The following is a 24,388-nucleotide window of genomic DNA, read 5'->3' on the forward strand; positions in this document are numbered from 1 at the left end:
TGTGGCCCGCCTTAAGTGTAGCGGGCCAGGCTATTCCGCGCTGCTCAGGCTGGCTAGTGGCTTTTGCTGTTCCGCTAACCGATGGCCGAGGAAGAAGAACAGCAGGCTGAACAACGCGGCGGCGATCAACACCAGGAACATTACCGGCGGTGGCGCATAGCTCAGCAGGAAACCGCACATCACCGGGTTGATGGCACCACCCAGATTACTCAGACTCTGTACGCCGTAATAGCTGCCTTTCAGGTGCGGCGGGGCGATAAAGTCGATAAACATATATTCAACCGGAATGACGATGATTTCCCCCAGGGTGAAAATCGCCATGGCCAGCACCCATAGCCATATCGAAAGCCCTGCCAGCATAAAGCCGATCAGCCCCAGGACGAAGAACAGCGTGCCCAGCATCAGCCAGCGCAGCATGTTGTCCTGGCGCATACCGCGGCTCAGCAGATACTGCAGGGCGATCACGATGCAGGCGTTGACGATCATCACCACGCCAATCACTTTGTAAGCAAATTCGGCATCGCTAACGAGGATCAGATACTGCGACAGATAGCCGGTAAATTGGCCAAACACCACCGCGCCTAACGTGCTGCCAAGAGTGAAATAAATCAGCCGCCGATCGCTGCGCAGCACATTCAACGTCTGGCGGAAGTTGAGAACCGACGGTGGAGTGTTGCCGGTGTCTTCTATCGGTGGCGATGGATAGCTGCGCAGGCGGAAGCTCAGGGTTATCACAGTCAGTAACGCCAACCCGCCGGACAGGTAGAACGGCAGCAGTGGGCTGTAACCGGCTACCATCACGCCCAATGATGAGCCGACGGCCCAGCCGACGTTCACCAGCGTATAGTTGATCGAGAAGGCCTTGATACGCTGGTTTACCGGCAACCAACTGGCAAAGCAGGCCTTGATGGCGATGCTGAGCACCGCATAGGCGGTATGTAAGATGGCCAGCACCAGGATAACGCCAGCGGGGTGCGAGACCCATGGGATAGCAAAAAAGCTCAGTGAAAATAGCAGGATGGCGAGCAGGATCAGTGGATTTTTATTAAAGCGATCGACCAGATAGCCGCCATAAAAGCTGCTGATGATGCCGATAGTCAGGCTGACGCCCAAGATAATCCCCACGCTTTTCGGCAGCAGGTGGAAATGCTCGGTCAGGTAAATGGTGATAAAGGGCAGCGTGACGCCACGGCCTATGGTCAGCACCAGCGAACTTGCCAGCAATATCTTAATCAGTGGGGGGAATCCCTTCATAACCAAACCTGTTGATGCATACAGTTATTACGTCAGTGCAACTACAGTAGCTTATTTTGAGGTGCTGAGAAGGGGCGAACGGAAAAATTGTTTAAAAAAAAGAGGCTACGTCTGTAGCCCCTCGGTAAAACAGCATTATTTGCCGGATTTGGCCTGCAGGGTGGCAAACCAGGGTTGGATGAAATCTTCACTGCTGCCCCAGCCTGGAATAATTTTACCCAGCGAGGCTACGTTGATTGGACCGGTCTGGCTGACCAGCAAGGCCTGTGGGATGGCCGCGGCTTTAAACTGATAGGTGGCAGGCGTTGGCTCACCCGCCAGCTTGTTGGCAATCAGGCGCAGGTTGACGGCTCCGATCAGCTTGGTATCTACCGCGACGCTGACCTTCCACGGGCTACCGGCTTCGCGCATCAGTTGCAGATCCTGGTTGGAGATATCGATGCTGTAGAGCTTGATCTCGGTACGGCCATTTTCTTGCAGCGCCTTATAGGCTCCCTGGCTGAAGGCATCCCAGGTGCCCCAGATGGCATCAATTTTACCTTTCGGGTATTTGGCCAGCACCGCACCGACTTTATTGGCGGTATCGCCCTGGACGTCAGAGGAAACCGCCCCGATCGATTCCAACTCATGAATGCCTGGATTTTGCTTGAGCAATTGCTGGTAAGCGGCCTGGCGGCGCTCCATCGGCGGGAAGCCTGCAACCCACAGCTTGATAATGTTGGCCTTACCGTCGAAGTCTTTGATCAACTGGCCGAAGGATTGATTGGCCAGCGAGGCATCATCCTGTTGGGAAACGGTGACGCCGGGGATCTCGCCGCTAACGTCGGTATCAAAGGCCGACACCGCGATACCTGCCGCAGCGATGCGCTTGACCAGATCGGTGGAATAGGGCGCGCGGCCCTGAGAAAGAATGATGCCGTCATATTTCTGGCTGATGGCCTGGTTCACGAAGTCCTGAAAACGCGCGTCATCGCCGTTGCTCAGGAAGGTATCGACCTTGAAACCGAGCTTGCGCCCCTCCTGGATTGCTCCGGCCAAAAACTGGGTGGTGTTGTCATCGGAACCCAGGTTACGGATCACCGCCACACGGATCTGCCCTTGATGCTGAGCAATAGCGTCAGGAACGGGGGCAAGCGTGGCTTCAGCGGCCAGCAGGGGCAGGCTGGTCAGCAGGCTGAGGGCGAGCAGTGAGGTCTTTATCGTTTTCATTATTGGCTCCGAAGCAGGTGAAGAGTACCCGGTAAAATTGGATGTTTAGATATCTTTCTGTCTAGACGTCTATTTGGTGCAATGCAGCATCATAACCAGATGCCTGGCAATTGGGAATCCGCAGGCTTATGAATTTTTCTCAGGTGATATAACGATTGGTTTGGATGGGTTGCGCAGTTTTGGCAGGAACCGGGAGATCGACGGTGCTGGTGGCGCTAATCTTGGCTGATGAAGAGTGCAATCACGCTGATTAAGGCGCGCCGTTTAAGATCTGATATGACAGAGGCAGAACAAGCTTTGTGGCTGCAGTTGCGCGATCGCCGCTTGGCGGGGTTTAAGTTCCGACGGCAATTTCCGGTTGGGCCTTTCTTTGCTGATTTCGCGTGTTGGCAGGCGAAGCTGATTGTTGAGCTGGATGGTGGTCAGCATTCGGGGCAGGTGGCATATGATCAGCAGCGCACCTATTTTCTAGAGCAGCAAGGTTTTACCGTGATTCGTTTTTGGAATGATGAGGTTTTACTTAATTGGGAGGGTGTGAGACAGGTGATTTTATGGCATTTGCAGGATCGTGTTTCCCCTCATTCTGGCTTCTGAGATATCCCTCACCCCAACCCTCTCCCGTAGGGCGAGGGGGCTGCCCGGAGCATATAATTAGTCCGTGCTGCTTCGGGAAGAAATAAATAAGAAGAAAGGCTGGGTATGACTCAGAGAAATCAACGAACTCGATAGGTATTACTAGATCGGAAAGAAATAAATAAGAAGAAAGGCTGGGTATGACTCAGAGAAATCAAAGAACTCGATAGGTATTACTAGATCGGAAAGAAATGAATAAGAAGAAAGGTTGGGTATGACTCAGGAAAATCAACGAACTCGATCAGTCCCCTCTCCCTGTGGGAGAGGGTTAGGGTGAGGGGACTTTTCTCGATATTACAGAAGTTTACTTAACCTGCATACCAGGCTGTGCGCCGCTGTCCGGGCTGAGCAGGAAGATCTCCTTGCCGCCAGGGCCAGCCGCCATCACCATCCCTTCGGAAACGCCAAAGCGCATTTTACGCGGCGCCAGGTTGGCCACCATAATCGTCAAACGCCCTTCCAGCAGTGAAGGATCAGGGTAGGCAGAGCGAATACCGGAGAAGATCTGGCGTGATTCGCCACCCAGATCCAACTGCAGCTTCAGCAGCTTGTCAGAACCTTCAACAAACTCGGCGCTCTTGATCAGCGCAATACGCATATCGACCTTGGCAAAATCGTCAAAGCTGATGGTGTCCTGGATCGGATCGTCCGCCAGCGGGCCGCTGACAACCTTCTGGCTGGCGGCCAGATCTTCTTTTGATGCATTGACCATTTCATTCACTTTGTCGAGATCGATACGGTTGAACAACGCCTTGAAGGTGCTCACCTGATGGCCCAGCAGCGGCTGCTCAATGCCATCCCAGCTCAGTTCGCAGTTGAGGAACGCTTCGGCACGTTCGGTCAACGCAGGCAGAACCGGCTTCAGGTAGGTCATCAGCACGCGGAACAGGTTGATGCCCATCGAACAGATAGCTTGCAGATCGGCGTCTCGGCCTTCTTCTTTCGCCACTACCCAAGGAGCCTGCTCATCGACATAGCGGTTGGCCAGATCGGCCAGCGCCATGATTTCGCGGATCGCCCGGCTGGTTTCACGGCTGGCATAGGCCTGCGCAATGCTGGTGGCAGCATCCACAAAGGTCTGGTACAGCGCAGGGTCGGCCAGGTGGTCGGCTAACTGCCCGGCAAAACGCTTGTTGATAAAGCCAGCGTTACGGGAAGCCAGGTTGACCACTTTGTTCACGATATCGGCATTCACGCGCTGCACGAAGTCTTCAAGATTCAGGTCGATATCGTCGATGCGTGAAGAGAGCTTGGCGGCGTAGTAATAACGCAGGCAATCGGCATCCAGGTGCTTGAGGTAGGTACCAGCTTTAATGAAGGTGCCGCGCGACTTGGACATCTTGGCGCCGTTCACCGTCACATAGCCGTGCACAAACAGGCTGGTTGGCTTGCGGAAATCGCTGCCTTCCAACATTGCTGGCCAGAACAGGCTGTGGAAGTAGACGATATCCTTACCGATGAAGTGATACAGCTCGGTAGTGGAGTCTTTACGCCAGAACTCGTCGAAATCCAGATCGCCGCGTTTATCGCACAGGTTCTTGAACGAACCCATGTAACCGATTGGCGCATCCAGCCAGACGTAGAAATATTTGCCTGGAGCATCCGGAATTTCGAAGCCGAAATACGGCGCATCGCGGGAGATATCCCACTGTTGCAGGCCGGATTCGAACCATTCCTGCATCTTGTTTGCCACCTGCTCTTGCAGCGCGCCGGAGCGTGTCCAGGCCTGCAGCATGTCGCTGAAAGCGGGCAGGTCGAAGAAGTAGTGTTCAGAATCACGCATTTCCGGAGTGGCGCCGGAAACCACGGATTTAGGGTCGATCAGCTCGGTTGGGCTGTAGGTTGCGCCACAAACTTCGCAGTTATCGCCATATTGATCCGGAGATTTACATTTCGGGCAGGTGCCCTTCACAAAACGATCCGGCAGGAACATGCCTTTCTCAGGATCGTAAAGCTGAGAAATGGTGCGTCGCTTGATATGACCGTTCTCTTTCAAGCGGCCATAGATGATACCTGACAGTTCACGGTTTTCTTCGCTATGGGTCGAATGATAATTCTCATAGCTGATGCCAAAACCGGCGAAATCCTGTTGGTGCTCGCGGCTCATTTCCGCGATCATCTCTTCTGGCGGGATACCCATCTGCTGTGCTTTGAGCATGATTGGCGTACCGTGCGCGTCATCCGCACAGATGAAATGAACTTCGTTGCCGCGCATTCGTTGGTAACGAACCCAGATATCTGCCTGGATGTGCTCGAGCATGTGGCCGAGATGGATGGAACCATTTGCGTACGGTAGCGCGCACGTCACCAATAATTTTTTCGCGACTTGAGCCATAATGAAAAGTTGCTTTCTTTAATGAGTGAAAAGGGTCTTTGATGTTACCCGATCGCGCTCTCTGCTGCTAGGGCGGTTTCTTTCGGGTTATACGAGCGAGTTACCCTGCAGTTCTGATATGCTTATCGGGTTGCTACCCATTCAAAATCAAGGAGCCGGGATGAACGCCAAATCCCCTGAGCAGACCAACCCTGAAGTTCTGCGCGCCCTGGTGACCGGAGTATTGGCCGCCTTCGAACACCCGACGTTAAAAAACAACCTGACCGCACTGAAAGCCATTCACCACTGTACGCTGCTGGACAATGTCCTGCATATCGAGTTAGTCATGCCGTTTGCCTGGCAAAGTGGGTTTGAGGCGCTGAAAGAATCGGTAAGCGCCGAACTGCTGCGCGTGACCGGCGTTCAGGCTATCGAATGGAAGCTGAAGCACGATATCACCACCTTGAAACGCGCCAACGACCAGGCCGGGGTGAAGGGTGTGCGTAACATTATTGCCGTCAGCTCAGGCAAAGGCGGGGTGGGGAAATCCAGCACCGCGGTCAACCTGGCGCTGGCGCTGATCGCCGAAGGTGCCAAAGTGGGTATCCTGGATGCGGACATTTATGGCCCGTCGATCCCCAACATGCTGGGCACTGAACATGAACGCCCAACCTCGCCGGACGGACAGCATATGGCTCCGATCATGGCGCACGGTTTAGCGACCAACTCAATCGGCTACCTGGTGACCGACGACAACGCCATGGTGTGGCGCGGGCCGATGGCCAGCAAGGCGCTGCTGCAACTGTTGCAGGATACGCTGTGGCCGGATCTGGATTATCTGGTACTGGATATGCCACCGGGGACCGGGGATATCCAACTGACCCTGTCGCAGAATATCCCGGTGACCGGTGCGCTGGTGGTGACGACGCCTCAGGATATCGCCTTGCTTGATGCCGCTAAAGGCATTGTGATGTTCGAAAAGGTGCATGTGCCGGTATTGGGCATCGTTGAGAACATGAGCATGCACGTGTGCAGCAACTGTGGTCATCACGAACCAATTTTCGGTACCGGTGGGGCAGAGAAGCTGGTGCAGAAATACCATAGCCGCCTGTTGGGGCAGATGCCGTTGCATATCTCGTTGCGAGAAGATCTGGATCGCGGGCAACCGACCGTGGTCAGCCGCCCGGACAGCGAGTTTGCCGAAATGTACCGTCAACTGGCGGGGCGCGTTGCGGCTCAGATGTACTGGCAGGGGGAAGCCATCCCTACCGAGATCTCTTTCCGCGCGCTCTAATACGCCCAGAATTACGCGCCCGCTTTGTCCCCTCACCCCAACCCTCTCCCACAGGGAGAGGGAGCAGTATGGAGATGCGTTGACGTACAGGAGTCAATCTGTGGCAAACGTATTCGACGGATGTTGAGGTTAGATGTAGTAATTAACGCTGTGGCACGTTATGTCCCCTCTCCCTGTGGGAGAGGGTTAGGGTGAGGGGGCATTAACGACTCTGAGGTGCTGAAACCTGTGGTTTTTTGTGCAAATCAGCCCGCACAAAAGGTTTTTCTACTGGCGCAATAGTCACGGCAATCCTTTCCAGTAACCCCTGGGTCGGTGCTGCAGTGCCGGAATTGATCAGGACCAGGGGCAGAGCCAGCGTAACGGCAATTTTGCGGTAGGACAGCCGTGGTGGCTGCGTGCCACGTTGCAGCATTAAGAAGGTGCTGCTGACAATAAAGCCGAGTGCCAGACCGGTGATCACCTCAGAAGTGGAATGGGCGTGTATCACCAAACGTGAATACCCTACCGCGGCGGCCAACAGATAGCCGACGATCACCGCGGTGCGCCTGACCGGCGACGAGAAACGCCCACAGAGCAACCACAGCAACACCGGCCAGATACTGGCAGACAGGGCCGAGTGGCCGCTGAACCCGGTAAAATCCCAGTGGCTGCTGCCGATACCCCAGCCCATAAACGCCAGCTTCGATACGCAAACTACGGCACCCACGCCACCAAACAGCAGCATCCATTGCCAGGTCGGTTTTCTGCTGGTAGGGGACAGGAGTAAAATAATAAAGACGATGGCTGCGCAGGGCAGCAGCAGCATGCTGTCACCAAAGAATGTCAGGAAATGCCAGTTCATGTATGGTTTTACTCTAAGAAATAGGATCGAAGACGGTCTTGATGATGGCGTGAATTGTACCCTGAGTCGCCGATTTGCAGTAGCGTAAAAAATCTTAAATCCTCCGGCAAAAGATACTCTGTATGTCAATTACGCCGGTTTGTGGGGATAATCTCCCGCCTTACCGTCTAAACGCTGGCGCCGAGAGCACTAACTCCCTATAATTGACCTGTTTTATACCCCCTTTCCCCACATATGAAATCAGGTCTTTAATTTTATGACTGACAAGTCGCATCAGTGCGTCATTATTGGTATAGCTGGCGCATCAGCCTCCGGAAAAAGCCTTATTGCCAGTACGTTATACCGCGAACTCCGCGATCAGGTTGGCGATCAACATATCGGTGTGATCCCGGAAGACAGTTACTACAAAGACCAGACGCACCTGACCATGGAAGAGCGGGTCAAAACCAACTATGACCACCCCAGCGCCATGGATCACAACCTGTTGTTCCAGCATCTGCAAATGCTGAAATCCGGCCAGGCGATTGAGTTGCCGCTGTATAGCTACACCGAACATACGCGTAAGAAAGAGACGATCCATCTCGAACCCAAGAAAGTCATCATCCTGGAAGGGATCCTGTTATTGACGGATATCCGCCTGCGCCAGGAAATGAACTTCTCGATTTTTGTCGATACCCCACTGGATATTTGCCTGATGCGCCGCATGAAGCGCGACGTGAATGAGCGTGGCCGCTCCATGGATTCCGTAATGGCGCAGTACCAGAAAACCGTCCGCCCAATGTTCCTGCAGTTTATTGAGCCTTCGAAGCAATACGCCGATATTATCGTACCGCGCGGGGGTAAAAACCGTATCGCGATAGATATCCTGAAGGCAAAAATCAGCCAATTCTTTGAATAAGTCCTTAACAGGCCAGCCTGTTTTTGCTGGTCTTTAACGAACTATTTGAGTCCCGACATAGACCTTGAGCCCGTTGTGTGGCAATTTTCGTATAAGTTTATGCGCCTTGATGGAATGGAGAAAATAATGAGACTGTGCGACCGCGATATCGAAGCCTGGCTGGATAACGGAAAACTGGTGATTTCACCGCGTCCTCCCATTGAGCGCATTAACGGGGCCACAGTGGATGTCCGTCTGGGCAATCAGTTCCGCGTGTTCCGTGGCCATACCGCTGCGTTTATCGATCTCAGTGGCCCAAAGGATGAAGTGAGCGCCGCTCTAGACCGCGTAATGAGCGATGAAATCGTGCTGCCGGAAGGCGAAGCTTTCTTCCTCCATCCGGGTGAACTGGCGCTGGCGGTGACGCTGGAGTCGGTCACCATCCCCAACGATCTGGTTGGCTGGCTCGATGGCCGCTCTTCGTTAGCCCGCCTGGGATTGATGGTGCACGTTACCGCACACCGTATCGATCCAGGCTGGCAAGGCTGTATTGTGCTGGAGTTCTATAATTCAGGTAAGCTGCCGTTGGCATTACGCCCTGGCATGTTGATCGGTGCGCTGAGTTTTGAACCGCTTTCCGGGCCTGCGTCACGGCCATACAATAGCCGCCAGGACGCGAAATACAGGGATCAGCAAGGGGCCGTGGCCAGTCGTATTGACAAGGATTAACAGCGAACCGGTATTACGCTGACACGAGGATGGCATGAGAAGACTACTGACGACTTTGGTGATTTTGCTGGTGGTGCTGGTGGCGGGGATGTCTGCCTTGGTGCTGTTGGTTAATCCGAATGATTTCCGCGGCTATATGATCAAGAAGGTTGAGCAGAGCAGTGGCTATCATCTGACGCTGGAAGGCGACCTTCGTTGGCACGTCTGGCCACAGTTGAGCATTCTTGCCGGGCGAATGACGCTGACGGCGCCAGGGGCAGCGGCTCCGGCGGTCAGCGCAGATAATATGCGTCTGGATGTCAAACTGCTGCCGCTCCTTTCCCACCAGCTTTACGTTAAGCAGGTGATGCTGAAAAATGCCGTTATCCGCCTGACCCCCGACAGCGCAGAGCAAAACCAGCCCGATGCCCCTATCGCCCCCGGTGGTAACCAGGCGGATGATGGCTCGGGATCCCTGTGGAAATTTGATATCGACAACCTGCGGGTGGTGGACAGCCTGCTGATCTGGCAACGAGCCAACAACGAGCAGATTAACGTTCGCGATATCAATTTAACCCTGCAGCAAAATGAAAAGCATCAGGCGCAGATCGAGCTTTCCAGTCGGGTGAATCGCGACCAACGCGATCTGAGCTTCAACCTGGCGGCTAATCTCGATCTACAACAGTTTCCCCGCCAGATAGGTGCACAGGTCACGCAGTTTAGCTACCAGCTTGAGGGCGCAGATATTCTTGCCGGTGCCATCAAGGGGGAAGGGAGCGTACAGGCGGTTTATCAGCAGGCTTCGCAGCAGATTGTCTTGAGCCAACTGATGCTCAGTGCCAATGATAGCCAGTTGACGGGGAGTGCTAGCGCGCAGTTCGGCCCCGTGCCTGCTTACACCCTGGATCTCAGTGCCACACAACTCAATCTGGATGCGCTCTCGGGCTGGCAGACAAAAACCCCTGATGAGGAGAAGCTACCGCAGCCGGTGACCGCATCCCCGGTAATCGCCAATCAGGCGGACGATCCACAACAGAATTTACAGGTGTTACGTGACTTCAACGCACAGCTCAAGCTGAAGGCGGACCAGGTTACCTACCGTGGGATGTTGATTAGTCAGTTGGCGGTGCAGGCAAGCAACCAACAGGGATTAATGACGGTGGGTACGCTGTCTGGTAAGTTGGCCGGCGGTGATTTCTCCCTGCCTGGTTCGATGGATGCGCGAACTGATAAGCCGCTGATTAAACTGCAGCCGCAGTTACGGCACATTGAGCTGGGCGAGGTACTCAAGGCCTTCGACATGCCATTGGCGCTGACCGGCACGTTCAACATGCAGGGCGATTTGAGCGGCGACCGCCTCAATGCCAAGGCTTTCGAACATCGTTGGCAAGGAACGGCGGAGTTGTCCATGCAGAATGCGCAGCTTCATGGCCTGAATATTCAACAGCTTATCCAGCAAGCCGTGGCGCGTAATGACAGTAGCGTGCGTGGTGAGGATAACAACCAGCGCTACACCGCGGTGCAACAAATGAGCGCCAAGGCCAGCTTGAGCAAGGGGCAGATCACGCTCAGCGAGTTACAGGCAGAATCACCGGTGATGAACCTGACCGGCAGCGGTACGCTCAATATGCCTGGCAAACAGTGCGATTTAACCATGAACGTTCTGGTCACGGGAGGTTGGCAGGGCAACAATGCGTTAATCGCACAACTGCGCGAAACGCCGATCCCTCTGCGCGTCTATGGCCCTTGGGATCAGCTCAATTATCAACTGCAGGTCGATCAGCTATTGCGTAAAAAGCTGCAGGATCGTGCCAAAGACGCCTTGAACAAGTGGGCGGAGAAGAATAAAGGGTCCCAGGATGGCCAGGATCTGAAAAAACTGCTCGATAAGCTGTAAACCTTATCAAACACTGCCCGCGCTCTCTTTAGGTTGGATGAGCGCGGGTTTGCCCCCCGGACGACAAAATCAATACCTTTGATATTCATCTGGCATACTGCTGATGGCTTCCCTACAATAAGGGATCTGTTAATGAATAAAGCAAGGATTGACGGTGTCAAAAGCGAATTCTAATGCCACCATTGTGGATATTGCCCGCCGAGCCAACGTGACCAATATCACTGTCTCCCGTGCTTTTAATAAACCCGAACTGGTCAAGTCTGAAACGCTCGAGAAAATTCACGCTATTGCCAAAGAGCTTAATTATGTTCCCAATGCTTTCGCTCAGGGATTAAAGAAAAGCAGCAGCCAAATTATCGGCATTGTTACCAGTAGCATGTATAACCCTTTTTATTCCAACCTGATCCAAACCGTATCGCGTATTGCCCGCATGCAGGGCTATCAGATTATGCTGTTTGATACCGACGGCAGTGAAGAAGCTGAAATGCAGGCGGTACAGGCGCTGTTCGGTTATAAGGCTCGGGGCATCTTGCTCTCTGCCGTACGCGACGATCGGCACTATCAACCCGCCTACCTTGATCAGGCCGAACGCTATCACACTCCGCTGATCCTGATCGACAGGGACATTTATAATCAACAGCTTAGTGGCGTTTTCCTCAACAACCAAGAGATTGGCAAACTGGCCGGGAAATATCTGGCCGAGCAGCCGGAAAGTAATATCCTGATCCTGGGTGGTCCGGCCGACTCGGAAATTACCTTGGCGCGAACCCAGGGGATTATTGATGCTCTGGAGGAGAAGGGGAGTAAAATCACCATTATCAATGGCGACTATGATTTTATTTCACAAGAGGCACGGGTGAAAGAATATCTTGCCGATGAACGGCATCAGCCGGATTATATCGTGGGCCTCAACGGTATTATCACGCTGGGTGCTATTTCTTTATGCCATCAGCTGGGTATTTACCATCGGGTGAAATTCTTCTCGATCGATGAACCGCCCAAGGCGCGGGATTATGGGCAGCATATTGCCGGGGTTTATCACGATACGCAGGTGTTAGGGGAAATCGCGGCGGAGTTATTGTTTAATGCGATTAAAAATAATCACAGCGATCAACCATTAAGACGGGAATTTTTTACCGGGATGTTGCTTGTCGAGTGATGGCCCCTCACCCCAACCCTCTCCCACAGGGAGAGGGAGCTGTACGGTGCACATACGTAGCCCGCGTAGCTTCGGAAAGTAGGGAGTAAAAACAAGAAAGGCAAGGTCTTACTCAGGGCAATCAACGAACTCGATCGGTCCCCTCTCCCTGTGGGAGAGGGTTAGGGTGAGGGGTCATTATCTGAATTATCAGGCTAATCGCATCCTGTTACTGCCCGTAGTAAGCATTTTTACCGTGCTTGCGTAAAAAGTGCTTATCCAACAGCGCGGGTTGCATGGGCGGGATCGTCGGAGTCAATTGCCGCGTGGCCATCGCCATTGCCGCCACTTCCTCCATCACCACCGCATTATGCACCGCATCCGCCGCCGTTTTTCCCCAGGCGAACGGCCCATGAGAATAGACCAACACCCCCGGCACCTGTTGCGGATCGCGCTTCGTCTGTTGGAACGTCTCGATAATCACCTGGCCGGTTTCCCGCTCATAGTCGCCAGCAATCTCGTCCTCACGCATGGGGCGGGTACAGGGAATGTCACCATAAAAATAGTCGGCATGGGTGGTGCCCAGAGCCGGGATCGCCTGGCCAGCCTGTGCCCAGATGGTGGCATTACGGCTGTGGGTATGGACGATGCCGCCAATCTCGGGAAAGGCGCGATACAGCGCCAAATGGGTATCGGTATCCGAAGACGGTTTACGCTGCCCTTCCTGGATCACACCGTCCAAATCCACCACCACCAGATCGTCTACCGTCATCACCTCATAGGCGATCCCCGAAGGTTTGATCACCACCAGCCCCTGTTGGCGATCGATCGCCGACACGTTACCCCAGGTAAAGGTCACCAAACCATAACCCGGCAGGCTGAGATTGGCCGCCAAAACCTGCTGCTTCAACTCGCTTAACATGTGATGCCTCCCTGTTTCATCTGCTGCTCGATCCAGCTCTTGGCCTGGGTGATATGTTGGATATCCTGACCATCGTTGCGCGTCCACATTTCCAGCAGGAATGGGCCGCGATAGTTGAGCCGTTTTAACACGCCAAACGTATGGGCAAAGTCCACGCAGCCGCTGCCGAAAGGCACATCGCGGAATTGCCCTGTGGTGCCAGGCAGCACCGGTAAGGTATCTTTTAAATGGATGGCGGTGATCTTGTCGATGCCTTGCTCCAGCTCAAAATCGACGTCATTGCCCCAGGCGCTGAGGTTGCCGATATCGGGATAGACGGTAAACCACGGGCTTGCAATCTGCCGGGCAAACTCGCGCCATTTGCTGATGCTGTTGATAAAGGTGGTATCCATGATCTCCACGGACAGCATCACCTGTGCCTTGGCCGCCAGCTCTACCGCCCATTGCATACCTTCGATAAACCGCTGGCGCGTATGGCGATCGGCAGTTTCGTAATAGACGTCATACCCCGCTAGCTGAATATTCCTGATCCCGACGTCGACGGCGAAATCCAACGCCTTTTCCATCAACGTGCGCGCCTGCTGGCGGATGGCGGCATCATGGCTGCCAAACGGATAACGACGATGGGCGGATAAACACATGCTGGGCACCGTGATACCGCTGTCAAAACGAGCGTTGATCAGTGCCAGCCGCTGCTGACGATCCCAGTCCAGGCGCTGCTGACGTTCCGGCTGCTCATCAATGGAGATCTCCATAAACTGGAAACCCAACTCGCTGGCGATACCCAGGCGTTGTGCCCAATCAAGATCCGCTGGCAAGGCTTTTTCGTACAGCCCAAGTGAGACGGTATTAGTGGTTTGCATGCTGGTTAGCCTCATTTAATGCTTGGGCGATATTCAGGTAGCCCGCAAAGCGATCGCGTAAGCGTCGGTTAGCCGCCGCCTCGGGATAATAGGTGTGGACTTCAGGTTGAATGACCTGCACGGCCTCGGTAAAGCTGCTGTATTCCCCGGCGCCAACGGCGGCACAGATCGCCGCAGCCCGGCAGCCGCTTTGCTGGATGTCCACCACCTCCAGCGGCAAATTACCGGCGTTGGCAAACATCTGCATCCAGACGTCGGACTGCGTGGGGCCGCCGGTCATGCGAATACGCTCTACGCGGGGATTTAGCGCCACGAGGCGATCCTGATGAACCAGATGAGAGAACACGATGCCCTGATAGATCGCGTGCACGATATCGGCCATGTCATGGTGCCCGCTCAGGCCAATCAGCCCGCCCGGCAGATTGCTACCGAGGTTGGAGCCGAACAGATAGGGCAGGAATGTGATGTCGCTCGGTTGCTTGCTGCGTTCTTGTACCCAACGGTTAAACTGCGCATAGCGCTGATGGTCGTTGTCGCAAAACTGCCGTAAGAACCAGGCCAGATTACTCGCCGAGGTTGGGCTGCCTTCGTGAACAAAATAGCGGCCCTCCATGCAATAACGCCCCCAGGCAAAGGGATGGGAGGAGGGGAGGAGGTCCTCCGTTACACAGGTGGCGATCGACCAGGTACCCGCCACGGCACTCAGGGTGCGATCGTCGACCACTCCTGAGCATAAGGCCGCACCAACCACATCAAACAGGCCGCCATAAACCGCCGTTCCTGCGGGTAATCCGCACTGGGCGGCGGCAGTGGCGGTCACTTGCCCGGCAAGCTCGGCGGAACCTAGCAGCGGCGCGGTTTTATCGGCCACTTCCTCAATGCCGAAAGCTGCCATCAATACTGGGTCGTAGTCGGCCGTTTGCTGGTTGAACAGGTTGCTGCCGGAGATGTTGGTGATCTCCGCCGTCGCTTCACCCGTCAGGCGAAAGCGCAGGTAGTCATGGGCCATCAGCACCCGATCAATCGCCTCATATTGCGCGGGCTCATGCTGTTTCAACCAACGTAACAGTACTGCCGGATGGCTGTTCCAGATGGGTTGCAGGCTACGCGGGTAGGTGACGGCTTCGATACCTTGCTGCTGTAACTCAACCACCATCGCCCCGGCACGAGTATCCGAAGAAACAATGCCGTTGCGGACCGGCTGGCCCTTTTTATCAATGGCATATAGCCCTTTGCCGTGTGATGAGAAGCTCACGCCACGCACTCGCTCGCCGGTTATATCCGCGATGCTGAGTACCTGGCGAATGGTTTGGCAAAGGTCACACCACAAAACCTCCATCTCGCGCTCAGAGAAATTGGGCTGCGGGGAAACGGTTTCCCCATCACACTCCGCTACGGCAATTTCCTCACCGTTAGCCCGGTATAGACCTGCCTTGATCAGCGTGCCGCCAATATCAATGCCCAGAAAATATCCCATATCGGTTCTCCCTAGCTTATTTGCGGCGGCTGGAACTGAGGTAGATAGCGGCGAGGATAATGCCACCCTTGACCACGTTCTGGATGTAAGGCGATACGCTCATCAGGTTGAGGCCGTTATTCAGTACGCCAAGCATCATGGCGCCGACCAGCGTGCCGATAATGGCGCCTCTGCCACCGGAGATGGCGGCCCCACCAAGCACTACGGCGGCGATGGCATCCAGTTCAAAACCTTCACCGGCGTTGGGTTGCCCGCTCATCAGGCGTGAGGTGAGTACCAACCCAGCCAGTGCGGCTGTTGTCCCGCTCACCACATACACCAGGACTTTGTAGCGAGGTACGCGAATACCGCTCAGGCGCGCGGCCTCTTCGTTGCCGCCAATGGCGTAGACATAGCGGCCAAACGGCAGATGGTTAAGCATCAGGTAGGCCAGAATATAAACGCCAACCATGATCAGCACCGGTACTTGAATACCCAGTACGGAACCGCGGCCAAAGAAGGAGAACATGTCCGGCAAGCCAGAAATCGGGTAGCCGCCGGTGTACAGCAGTGCCAAACCACGGGCGATACCCATTGAGGCCAGGGTGACGATAATCGGTGGCATGCGCAGATAGGCAATGCAGGCGCCGTTGGCCAGGCCAAACAGGGCGCCGATCGCCAACGCGGCGACCATCGCCAGAGGAATAGGGATCCCTCCCAGCATCAAGCCAGCCGCAATGGAACCGGACAGTGCCATCACCGGCCCGACCGAGAGATCGATGCCCCCAGTCAGGATTGCGCAGGTCATGCCCACCGCAATAATGGCGTTGATCGACACCTGGCGTGCTACGTTGGTCAGGTTGTTGACCGTCAGGAAGCTGTCATTAAGCCCGCTCATCAGCAGGAACAGAATGGCGAAGCCGATAAAAGGCAGCATCGCGGGGTGGTGCAGCAACTTCTCCCAGCGCTTGCCGAGGCTCTGCTTCTGGGCCGCGTGGGTAGGTGGGGATTGTTCAATTCCGATCATAATGCACTCCCGGTTGCATGAAGCATGATGTTATGAGACTCGATTTCATCCCCTGCCAATTCGGCAACAATGTGGCCGCCACGGAACACCAGCACGCGATCGCAAACGCCGATGATTTCCGGTAACTCGGATGAAATCATGATGATAGAAATGCCTTTCTGCGTGAGCTGTTGCATCAGCTGATAGATTTCGGATTTGGCGCCGACGTCAATGCCACGGGTAGGCTCATCAAAAATAAGGATGTTGCAGTCATTGTTCAGCCAGCGGGCAATGACCACTTTTTGCTGGTTGCCGCCGCTCAGGGTGCTGACGGCGGTATCCGCGTCCGGGGTTTTCACGCCTACCGCGCGGATCAGGCGCTGAACGATATCGTCGTCCTTGCGGGCGTTAACGAATATCTTGCCGAACCGCTCATGGCGGTTGAGGGTGATGTTCTGTGCCACGGAAAAGGGCAGCACCAGCCCCTCGGTTTTACGGCTTTCCGGCAGCAGGCCAATGCCTTGCTTCAATGCCAAAGCCGGGTTCCGCAGGGTGGTTGGTTGCCCGCCAAGGGTGACCTGCTTGCGATAGCAGGCGCTGGCACCGATCAATGCGGAGACTGTCTCTGTACGGCCCGAGCCCACTAATCCGGCAAATCCCAGGATCTCGCCTTTGAACAGGTGGAAGCGATCTTCCTGCTGATGCTTGGTGCGCTGAATGCTGGCTTCCAGCAGGCGAACCGAGGTATCGACAGGGTGCGATTTCACCGGGAAGGCATTTTCGATTTTGCGCCCGACCATCAGCTTCACCAGTTCATCCACGTTGGTATCGGCCGTGGGCAGCGTTTGCACATAGGTGCCGTCGCGCAAGACGGTGATCTGGTCGCAGATGGTGAAGATTTCATCCAGGTGGTGCGAGATGAAAATCATGCCGACGCCCAGCAGTTTCAAATCGTTCATGACGCTGAACAGGTGATCGGCTTCTCCCGGCGTCAAGGTGGCGGTAGGCTCATCCAGCACCAGTACGCGTGCGTCGAGCGACAGCGCCTTGGCAATCTCGACAAACTGTTGCTGCGCCACGCTCAGCTGCGCCACTGGGCAATCCAGATCGATATTCACCGTCAGCCGTTTGAAAATAGCCTCGGCTTTTTTTCGCATGGCTTTACGGTCTAATAATCCCCAGCGGTTCTTGATTTCCCGATTGAGGAAAATATTGTCCAGGGCGTTCATATAAGGAATAAGCGAGAATTCCTGAAATATGATCCCCACTCCGGCGTTAATGGCCTGCCGATAATTATCAAACTGGCGGCTGGTGCCCTCCATGATTATTTCGCCAGAATCCGGTTGGTGAATACCACACAGGATTTTCACCAACGTCGATTTACCGGCTCCGTTTTCCCCAAGCAAGGCGTGTATTTGGCCGTGTTGAATGGTGAGGTCAATACCGTCCAACGCCTTCACGCCCGGAAAGGACTTCTTGATCTGTTTTAATTCTAATAACGCCGTCACGGTTAACTCCTCCGGGTTTTATACCTACCGTTGCGAAATCAATAGGTCGGGTACAAACCTCAACCGGCTCGTTGTGTTGTAGGGGCGCCGTATTCTGCGCCCGCTTTGATAATCAATGAGTTGGTTTGAGGCAAACTACACATTCAGCAGCATTGCCGCGTGGTCATCAAACTCGAGGCCGGGCATTTACCAGCTAAAGCCTTTGGCGTTGCTGCTGTCGATCAGCTTCACTTTCACCGGAATGGTGCTTGGTACGTTGGCACCCCAGTAGCGGGCCAGAGCAATCCCCAAGGCAATACGTGCCTGGTCGCGTGGGAACTGCGCGGAGGTGGCGATAAACGGTGAGTTCGGTTTCAGGATCTCCTTAATCGCTTCAGGCTGGCCATCGACGCTGACCAATTTGACCTTGGCACCGTTACTCTCAATGGCTGCCAATGCGCCCAGGGCACCTACGTCGTTGACGCTAAAGATACCGGCCAGGTCGGGAGTAGATTGCAGCATGTTTTCGGTCACAGTCAGTGCGGTATCACGCTCTTGCTTACCGTTCTGCTTGGTGACAATCTTCATTTCCGGGTGCTTTTTAATGGCGTCTTCAAAACCACGGACGCGTTCCAGGATCGGCACCACCGGGATACCGTCCAGGATCGCCACTTTGCCTTTGTTGCCCAGGGATTTGGCCAGGTATTCACCTGCCTGGAAACCGGCATCATAGTTTTCCGAACCGACAAAGGAGTCCAACGGGCCTTCGGCCTGGGCATCGATCGCCACGACCACCGCTCCGGCCTTGTGGGCCGAGATCACCGCCGACTGCACGCCAACCGAATCTGTCGGGTTAATCAGTAAAATATCGACTTTCTTTTGCAGCATATCTTCCACATCATTAATCTGCTTTGAGACGTCATGATGGGCATCTGCAATATACAGTTTGGCACCAATATCACCGGCGGCCTGCTCTAATGCCTGTTTCATGGAGACAAAATAGTCGTTATTCATTTCCTGGAATGAAACGCCAATGGTGATCTGTTTGGCTAATGCCGATTGGCTGGCCAGCAGCATGCCGCCGGCGAGCATCACGGGTAAGGTTTTCTTGAATAATGAAAACATAGTTTATTCTCCTGTTGTAGGGGCGGTATTTTTCTTTCAGTGTTATTTATAATAATTAGGTCGTTATCGGCCAGAAGTCGGCCTCGCCATCAAAGGGCGTTATTATTGTTTGCTTAAAACTAATCACTCAATATTAAGGAACTAAAATAACCTTGATGGAATCCGTTGAATCGGCCAGGGCGAATGCCTGATCCCATTCTTTTAATGAATAGCTGTGGGTCACCACGCCTTTGGAGGTCACCAGACCGCGTTCAAAAAGATCGATGGCAATTTCATAGCTGTAAGGTGCCAGGTGCGCACCGCGAATATCCAATTCTTTGCGATCGCCGATGATTGACCAGTCAACGGTGGTTTCCTTGCCAAACACGCTGAACTCGACAAAGCGGCCGAGCTTACGGATCATCTGCAATCCTTGGGTAACCCCAATCGGTGCGCCGGTTGCTTCGATGTAAACATCACAACCGTAGCCGCCGGTTAACGCCTTGACGATTTTATCGGCATCTTCCTTGAGCGGGTTGATGACTACGTCGGCACCGAAGGCTTTTGCCAGCTCCAAGCGCTCGTCGATGGCATCGATCACGATCAGCTTTTTCGGCGTCTTCAGCTTGGCAACTTGCACCATACACAGACCCAACGGCCCGGCACCGGCCAGCACTACGACGTCGTCTAGCTGGATATCCCCACGGGCAACGGTGTGGATGGCGCAGGCCATCGGCTCGATCAGCACGGCATCTTCATGGCTGAGGCTTTCCGGGATCTTGTGCACGATGGCGTTGGCGGAAAAACGCATGTATTCCGACATTCCCCCCTCGGCCACATCCTTTTGGAAGCCGTAGATATTGTGCGTCTCACACATCCAATAGCTGCCGGACTTACAGTAACGGCACTCCCAGCAAGGCACGATCTGCTCGGCAATGACGCGTTCGCCGATCTTGTACTTCTGCTCTGTACCTTCTCCCATGGCAACAATACGGCCGTAAAATTCGTGGCCGGGCACGACCGGCGGTTTTACCCAAGGGTTTTCACCCCAAAACATCTGGGCACCGTTTTTACATTTACAATCGCCGGCACAGATCCCGCAGCCTTCGACCTTGATCACCAACTCTTTGGCTTTAGGTAGCGGGGTAGGGACTTGTTCAAACCGGTAATCCTGCGGGCCATGGCAAACCACCGCGCTCATCTTTTCGGGTAACTGACTCATTTTCCTCTCCATTATCATGCTAGATAGCGATACGAAACCAATGTTGACGTTGTCATTTTTAGGGAAATAAAAAGGTTAATATTTATTTAAGTTATATTTTTCATGATGTTGATAATAAAGTTAAACTCTTTACTGAAAATGACAACGTGAACATTGGCGATCATATAACCAAACTGGAGAAAACATTTGTTTGATCAAACTCACACATCGTTAACATCTGACGTAAAGATTCTACAAATTCAGATCATGATCACAATGTTATGTCGGCTGTATGTAAGATAGGGGAGAGATGAGTCATTTAATTTATTGAAATTAAATCAATTATTTTCCTGTTTGATGGTCAGTTTGCTTGCTCTGGGCTGTCTGGCTGCGGCTTCCGACATCTACCCGCCCGGTGGAAGGTTATCGCCAAAGCGACCTGGCTGGGAATTTCACGATTTGTTGATAGTTTCCCCCTGTAACATTGATGAATGTCATAATATCTTGTAGTGCTTTTCGGCAGAGTGTGGCGTCAATCGGCTGCTATCGGGCGATGAGCTGAAGTAAAATAATTAAATCGAGGAATAATAATGGAACTTCTGATTGGAGCCTTGGTAGCGGTGTTCGTTGGCCGTTACATCATCAAGGGCTATTCTGCCACTGGGGTGTTAATGGTTGGCGGCCTGGTGCTGCTGGCGGTGAGTGCCTTTATGGGCAAAAATCTGCTGCCCGCGAGTGCGACGTCGACCGGGTGGCGCGCCACCGATATTTTCGAATATGTCAAAATCCTGCTGATGAGCCGCGGTGGCGATCTCGGCATGATGATCATGATGCTGTGTGGCTTCGCCGCTTACATGACGCACATTGGCGCCAATGACGTGGTGGTCAAGCTGGCGTCCCGTCCATTGCAGATGATCAATTCCCCCTATTTACTGATGATTGCGGCCTACTTTGTTGCCTGCCTGATGTCACTGGCCGTCTCTTCGGCGACAGGGCTTGGCGTGCTATTGATGGCAACGCTGTTCCCGCTGATGGTTAACGTGGGGATCAGCCGCGGTGCGGCGGCAGCTATCTGTGCTTCTCCTGCAGCCATTATCCTTTCGCCTACTTCGGGTGATGTGGTGCTGGCCGCCAAGGCGGCCGAAATGCCGCTGGTGGATTTCGCCTTCAAAACCACGCTGCCGATCTCTATCGCTGCCATTATCTGTATGGCGATTGCCCACTTCTTCTGGCAACGCTATCTCGACCGTAAAGCCAACGAACAGCACCACATCATGGACGTGAGTGAAATCACTACCAATGCGCCCGGTTTTTACGCCATCTTGCCGTTTACCCCGATCCTGGGGGTACTGGTCTTTGATGGTAAATGGGGGCCGGAGCTGCACATCATTACCGTATTGGTGATTTGTATGTTCATGGCTGCGGTGATCGAGTTTATCCGTAGCTTCAACGCCAAAACGGTGTTCGCCGGTTTAGAAGTGGCTTACCGTGGCATGGCCGATGCGTTTGCCAGCGTGGTGATGCTGTTGGTGGCAGCTGGGGTGTTTGCCCAAGGCTTGAGCACCGTTGGCTTCATCAGCGGCTTGATCAGCCTGGCACAGTCGTTTGGTACCGGCGGTATCATCATGATGTTGGTGCTGGTGGTGATCACCATGCTGGCGGCGATGACGACCGGCTCTGGTAATGCGCCGTTCTATGCGTTTGTTGAGCTGATCCCGAAACTGGCGGCACAGATGGGGGTTAACCCGGCTTACCTGGTGATCCCGATGCTGCAAGCTTCCAACCTGGGCCGTACGCTCTCGCCGGTTTCTGGCGTAGTGGTAGCGGTTTCTGGTATGGCAAAAATCTCACCGTTCGAAGTAGTGAAACGTACCTCGGTACCGGTGATTGTCGGGCTGGTGGTGGTGATTGTGGCGACGGAGTTGCTGGTGCCAGTGCACCTGTAAGCTATGTAGGCATGCTGTGCCCGTTTGACATCAATGCTGGGCACCTCAAGTGGGTGCCCAGTAAAGATTTACTCTTCGTCCTCTTCGTTAGGTGTCACTAACGGCGTGATCTTCACCTTCACGATGCGGTGGCTACTGATTTCCAACGGTTCAAACAGATAGTCGCCAATCTTCAGTTGCTCACCTTCGCGTGGAATGCGCTGGCAATGCTCCATCAGCAAGCCTGCCAAGGTATGATATTCCCGCTTTTCTTCTATCGGCAGTGGCACATACAGCACCAGATCTTCCAGCGGCATATGGCCATTGGCAATCCAGCAACCTTCGCTGGTTTGCTGGATATCATGGCGTGCATCCACCTCTTCATCGGCCTCAGGCAGATTACCGGCGATGGTTTCCATCACGTCGGTTAACGTCACCACCCCTTCGACCGAACCAAACTCATCCACCACAAACGCAAAGTGGGTTTTGGCCTGGCGGAACTGCTCCAACGCAGACAGCAGCGTTAACTGTTCCGGGAAGATCAGCGGCTGGCGCACCAAGGCCCGCAGATCCAGCGGTGATTGCTGCAACTGTTGTTTCAGCACATCAATGGTGTGGATCACCCCTAATGGCTCATCGCTGGCGCTATTTTCGGTTACCACGATGCGCGTATGCTGGTTTTTCTCCAACAGCTGCGTCAATTTATCCAGCGGGCCGTTAAGCCCAAGGTATTCCACATCGTGCCGCGAAGTCATGATACTGCTGACGGTACGCTGTGCCATGCCCAGCACCCGCTCGATCATATGGCGTTCCTGCTGGTTGAAGATTTCACCATTCTCGTTATAGCTGTCTGCCAGCAGATGTGCCGAATGGCTGTCGATCTCGGCCTCTTCATGCTTGCCGCTTAACATGCGCAATACGGCTTCTGCGGTACGCTCACGCAAAGGCCGCACCTTGGAAAGGAAACGGCGGCGGTTAAACTGGGCAAACTGGTTCAAGGCTTCGATCATCACCGAGAAACCGATCGCTGCGTAGAGATAGCCCTTCGGAATCGCATAGCCAAAGCCTTCGGCCACCAGGCTGAAACCAATCATCAGCAAGAAGCTGAGACACAGAATAACAATGGTGGGATGAGCATTCACAAAGCGCGTGAGCGGTTTGCTGGCCAGCAACATCAAACCAATGGCGATACACACCGCGATCATCATCACGGCCAAATGATCGACCATCCCGACTGCGGTGATCACCGAATCCAGCGAGAAGACGGCATCCAGTACCACAATCTGCGCGACCACTGGCCAGAAACGCGCACCTTTGCGTGTCCCATGGTGTTCCTCGTCTTTACCCTCCAGCCGCTCGTTCAGCTCCATAGTAGCTTTAAACAGCAGGAAGATACCCCCGACCAGCATTATCAGGTCGCGGCCACTGAAAGCGTGCCCCATGGCCACAAACAGCGGTTTGGTCAGGGTGGCTAGCCAGGATATCGAGGCCAGCAGCAACAGGCGCATCACCAGCGCCAGTAAAAGACCGACAATGCGGGCTTTATCACGTTGTTTCTTAGGTAATTTCTCCGCCAAAATGGCGATAAAGATCAGGTTGTCAATGCCCAGTACGATTTCCAGTACAACCAGGGTGGCCAAGCCGGCCCAAATTGTTGGATCTGCGATCCATTCCATACGCCTAATTTCACCTTTTAGTTCGACGGCTTATGCCGCTTTGAGAATGATGGACGCTGAGGGAGGGGATTTCAACACTAAATCCGCACGAGGTGCGGGTAATCTATGCCAGTAGAATAATTAAACAGCGTCAGGATCTGGTCAATAAGGGGGCTGATAGCAGAAAACAGGGAACAAATAGCTGCTTATAAATCCTGCACTTAGATAATTATCTTTATAATCAATTTGTTGTAAATTAGCTAAACGAGTAAAATCTTAAAAATCGAGTATCCCTAGTAGTCTTATTCTGAAAAGGTCTTAATGCAGCCACTAAGACTTGTTTCACCGGGTCAATAGTATAAGAATCTTAGCATCCTATAAATGATAGCAAGACTGACCACTTGGCCAGGAAGGCTCTGCCTTTTCCTTACTCTGCGACTTGCCTCTCATTAAATTCTGAACAGAACCTCAGGTTCATCTACGAGCGTGGAGTCGGCTGCACGCTCGTCAGTTCAAACATTGTCTACAGTGCATTGGTAGCTGCAAGCCAAGGGCGGTAGCGTGCCTAAAACGTCACTTTAATATTTTAATTAATTGATTT

The 24,388-nt window shown here is 53.8% G+C and carries 19 protein-coding genes; 7 read left to right on the forward strand and 12 right to left on the reverse strand.

Annotated features, from left to right (window positions below; translation table 11 throughout):
• Positions 1 to 30: 30 nt before the first annotated feature.
• Together KGP17_RS08880 and KGP17_RS08885 are read right to left on the reverse strand one after the other, a co-directional pair.
• On the reverse strand, positions 31 to 1,254 hold the full coding sequence (locus KGP17_RS08880) for an MFS transporter (RefSeq protein WP_223499183.1): 1,224 nt from the start codon (positions 1,252 to 1,254) through the stop codon (positions 31 to 33).
• A gap of 135 nt (positions 1,255 to 1,389) precedes the next feature.
• On the reverse strand, positions 1,390 to 2,463 hold the full coding sequence (locus KGP17_RS08885) for a sugar ABC transporter substrate-binding protein (RefSeq protein ID WP_223499184.1): 1,074 nt from the start codon (positions 2,461 to 2,463) through the stop codon (positions 1,390 to 1,392).
• Between the two features lie 276 nt (positions 2,464 to 2,739).
• Here KGP17_RS08885 and KGP17_RS08890 point away from each other — a divergent pair, with 276 nt between their 5' ends.
• On the forward strand, positions 2,740 to 3,057 hold the full coding sequence (locus KGP17_RS08890; RefSeq protein ID WP_371822130.1) for an endonuclease domain-containing protein: 318 nt from the start codon (positions 2,740 to 2,742) through the stop codon (positions 3,055 to 3,057).
• A gap of 343 nt (positions 3,058 to 3,400) precedes the next feature.
• On the opposite strand, the gene metG is transcribed toward KGP17_RS08890, so the two are convergent.
• A complete protein-coding gene (metG, locus tag KGP17_RS08895) occupies positions 3,401 to 5,431 on the reverse strand; it encodes a methionine--tRNA ligase (RefSeq protein ID WP_071682555.1) in 2,031 nt (676 codons plus the stop codon).
• 160 nt (positions 5,432 to 5,591) lie between these two features.
• Here metG and apbC point away from each other — a divergent pair, with 160 nt between their 5' ends.
• Positions 5,592 to 6,704 (forward strand): iron-sulfur cluster carrier protein ApbC, encoded by a 1,113-nt coding sequence (gene apbC / locus KGP17_RS08900; RefSeq protein ID WP_021805051.1) that lies wholly within the window; start codon positions 5,592 to 5,594, stop codon positions 6,702 to 6,704.
• Between the two features lie 202 nt (positions 6,705 to 6,906).
• Here the strand turns inward: apbC and KGP17_RS08905 are convergent, their stop codons facing one another.
• Positions 6,907 to 7,548, reverse strand: coding sequence for a phosphatase PAP2 family protein (locus KGP17_RS08905; RefSeq protein ID WP_021805050.1), 642 nt, complete (start codon positions 7,546 to 7,548; stop codon positions 6,907 to 6,909).
• Between the two features lie 256 nt (positions 7,549 to 7,804).
• On the opposite strand from KGP17_RS08905, the gene udk reads away from it, so the two are divergent.
• From udk to KGP17_RS08925, 4 genes are all read left to right on the forward strand, one after another.
• Positions 7,805 to 8,446, forward strand: a complete 642-nt coding sequence (gene udk, locus KGP17_RS08910; protein WP_021180590.1) for a uridine kinase — start codon at positions 7,805 to 7,807, stop codon at positions 8,444 to 8,446.
• 126 nt (positions 8,447 to 8,572) lie between these two features.
• The gene (gene dcd / locus KGP17_RS08915) at positions 8,573 to 9,154 is read left to right on the forward strand and encodes a dCTP deaminase (RefSeq protein WP_021805049.1); all 582 of its coding nucleotides are present in this window, start codon (positions 8,573 to 8,575) and stop codon (positions 9,152 to 9,154) included.
• A gap of 34 nt (positions 9,155 to 9,188) precedes the next feature.
• Positions 9,189 to 11,030, forward strand: coding sequence for an outer membrane assembly protein AsmA (gene asmA, locus KGP17_RS08920; protein WP_223499185.1), 1,842 nt, complete (start codon positions 9,189 to 9,191; stop codon positions 11,028 to 11,030).
• Positions 11,031 to 11,184: 154 nt separating this feature from the next.
• Positions 11,185 to 12,189 (forward strand): LacI family DNA-binding transcriptional regulator, encoded by a 1,005-nt coding sequence (locus KGP17_RS08925; protein WP_059200312.1) that lies wholly within the window; start codon positions 11,185 to 11,187, stop codon positions 12,187 to 12,189.
• Between the two features lie 208 nt (positions 12,190 to 12,397).
• Here the strand turns inward: KGP17_RS08925 and araD are convergent, their stop codons facing one another.
• From araD to KGP17_RS08960, 7 genes are all read right to left on the reverse strand, one after another.
• Entirely contained in the window at positions 12,398 to 13,090 is a 693-nt protein-coding gene (gene araD, locus KGP17_RS08930; protein WP_021805046.1) for an L-ribulose-5-phosphate 4-epimerase, read from the reverse strand.
• Positions 13,084 to 13,953 carry an L-ribulose-5-phosphate 3-epimerase gene (locus tag KGP17_RS08935; RefSeq protein WP_166734589.1) on the reverse strand — a complete coding sequence of 290 codons (870 nt, stop codon included), beginning with the start codon at positions 13,951 to 13,953 and terminating at the stop codon, positions 13,084 to 13,086. The genes araD and KGP17_RS08935 overlap by 7 nt, the downstream gene beginning before the upstream one ends.
• Positions 13,940 to 15,430 carry an FGGY-family carbohydrate kinase gene (locus KGP17_RS08940; RefSeq protein WP_223499186.1) on the reverse strand — a complete coding sequence of 497 codons (1,491 nt, stop codon included), beginning with the start codon at positions 15,428 to 15,430 and terminating at the stop codon, positions 13,940 to 13,942. The genes KGP17_RS08935 and KGP17_RS08940 overlap by 14 nt, the downstream gene beginning before the upstream one ends.
• 16 nt (positions 15,431 to 15,446) lie before the next feature.
• Entirely contained in the window at positions 15,447 to 16,436 is a 990-nt protein-coding gene (locus KGP17_RS08945; protein ID WP_021805043.1) for an ABC transporter permease, read from the reverse strand.
• A complete protein-coding gene (locus KGP17_RS08950) occupies positions 16,433 to 17,923 on the reverse strand; it encodes a sugar ABC transporter ATP-binding protein (protein WP_021805042.1) in 1,491 nt (496 codons plus the stop codon). Before KGP17_RS08950 ends, KGP17_RS08945 begins: the two co-directional genes overlap by 4 nt.
• 186 nt (positions 17,924 to 18,109) lie before the next feature.
• Positions 18,110 to 19,027, reverse strand: a complete 918-nt coding sequence (locus KGP17_RS08955; protein WP_021180599.1) for an ABC transporter substrate-binding protein — start codon at positions 19,025 to 19,027, stop codon at positions 18,110 to 18,112.
• 133 nt (positions 19,028 to 19,160) lie between these two features.
• On the reverse strand, positions 19,161 to 20,228 hold the full coding sequence (locus KGP17_RS08960; RefSeq protein WP_059200315.1) for a zinc-binding dehydrogenase: 1,068 nt from the start codon (positions 20,226 to 20,228) through the stop codon (positions 19,161 to 19,163).
• Positions 20,229 to 20,794: 566 nt separating this feature from the next.
• On the opposite strand from KGP17_RS08960, the gene dcuC reads away from it, so the two are divergent.
• Positions 20,795 to 22,153, forward strand: coding sequence for an anaerobic C4-dicarboxylate transporter DcuC (gene dcuC, locus KGP17_RS08965; protein ID WP_094982915.1), 1,359 nt, complete (start codon positions 20,795 to 20,797; stop codon positions 22,151 to 22,153).
• Between the two features lie 68 nt (positions 22,154 to 22,221).
• On the opposite strand, the gene KGP17_RS08970 is transcribed toward dcuC, so the two are convergent.
• Positions 22,222 to 23,808 carry a TerC family protein gene (locus KGP17_RS08970; protein ID WP_071680823.1) on the reverse strand — a complete coding sequence of 529 codons (1,587 nt, stop codon included), beginning with the start codon at positions 23,806 to 23,808 and terminating at the stop codon, positions 22,222 to 22,224.
• Positions 23,809 to 24,388 lie beyond the last annotated feature (580 nt).

Origin of the sequence: Serratia sp. JSRIV001, from assembly GCF_019968745.1 — a bacterium.
Taxonomy (GTDB): domain Bacteria; phylum Pseudomonadota; class Gammaproteobacteria; order Enterobacterales; family Enterobacteriaceae; genus Chania; species Chania fonticola_B.

Bases quoted from the DNA above. Each gene is read 5' to 3' on its own strand.
- apbC (WP_021805051.1), top strand. From the start codon at position 5,592: ATGAACGCCAAATCCCCTGAGCAGACCAACCCTGAAGTTCTGCGCGCC.
- KGP17_RS08945 (WP_021805043.1), bottom strand. From the start codon at position 16,436: ATGATCGGAATTGAACAATCCCCACCTACCCACGCGGCCCAGAAGCAG.
- KGP17_RS08890 (WP_371822130.1), top strand. From the start codon at position 2,740: ATGACAGAGGCAGAACAAGCTTTGTGGCTGCAGTTGCGCGATCGCCGC.
- KGP17_RS08935 (WP_166734589.1), bottom strand. From the start codon at position 13,953: ATGCAAACCACTAATACCGTCTCACTTGGGCTGTACGAAAAAGCCTTG.
- asmA (WP_223499185.1), top strand. From the start codon at position 9,189: ATGAGAAGACTACTGACGACTTTGGTGATTTTGCTGGTGGTGCTGGTG.
- KGP17_RS08955 (WP_021180599.1), bottom strand. From the start codon at position 19,027: ATGTTTTCATTATTCAAGAAAACCTTACCCGTGATGCTCGCCGGCGGC.
- KGP17_RS08940 (WP_223499186.1), bottom strand. From the start codon at position 15,430: ATGGGATATTTTCTGGGCATTGATATTGGCGGCACGCTGATCAAGGCA.
- araD (WP_021805046.1), bottom strand. From the start codon at position 13,090: ATGTTAAGCGAGTTGAAGCAGCAGGTTTTGGCGGCCAATCTCAGCCTG.
- KGP17_RS08960 (WP_059200315.1), bottom strand. From the start codon at position 20,228: ATGAGTCAGTTACCCGAAAAGATGAGCGCGGTGGTTTGCCATGGCCCG.
- udk (WP_021180590.1), top strand. From the start codon at position 7,805: ATGACTGACAAGTCGCATCAGTGCGTCATTATTGGTATAGCTGGCGCA.
- dcd (WP_021805049.1), top strand. From the start codon at position 8,573: ATGAGACTGTGCGACCGCGATATCGAAGCCTGGCTGGATAACGGAAAA.
- KGP17_RS08880 (WP_223499183.1), bottom strand. From the start codon at position 1,254: ATGAAGGGATTCCCCCCACTGATTAAGATATTGCTGGCAAGTTCGCTG.
- KGP17_RS08905 (WP_021805050.1), bottom strand. From the start codon at position 7,548: ATGAACTGGCATTTCCTGACATTCTTTGGTGACAGCATGCTGCTGCTG.
- metG (WP_071682555.1), bottom strand. From the start codon at position 5,431: ATGGCTCAAGTCGCGAAAAAATTATTGGTGACGTGCGCGCTACCGTAC.
- KGP17_RS08970 (WP_071680823.1), bottom strand. From the start codon at position 23,808: ATGGAATGGATCGCAGATCCAACAATTTGGGCCGGCTTGGCCACCCTG.
- KGP17_RS08885 (WP_223499184.1), bottom strand. From the start codon at position 2,463: ATGAAAACGATAAAGACCTCACTGCTCGCCCTCAGCCTGCTGACCAGC.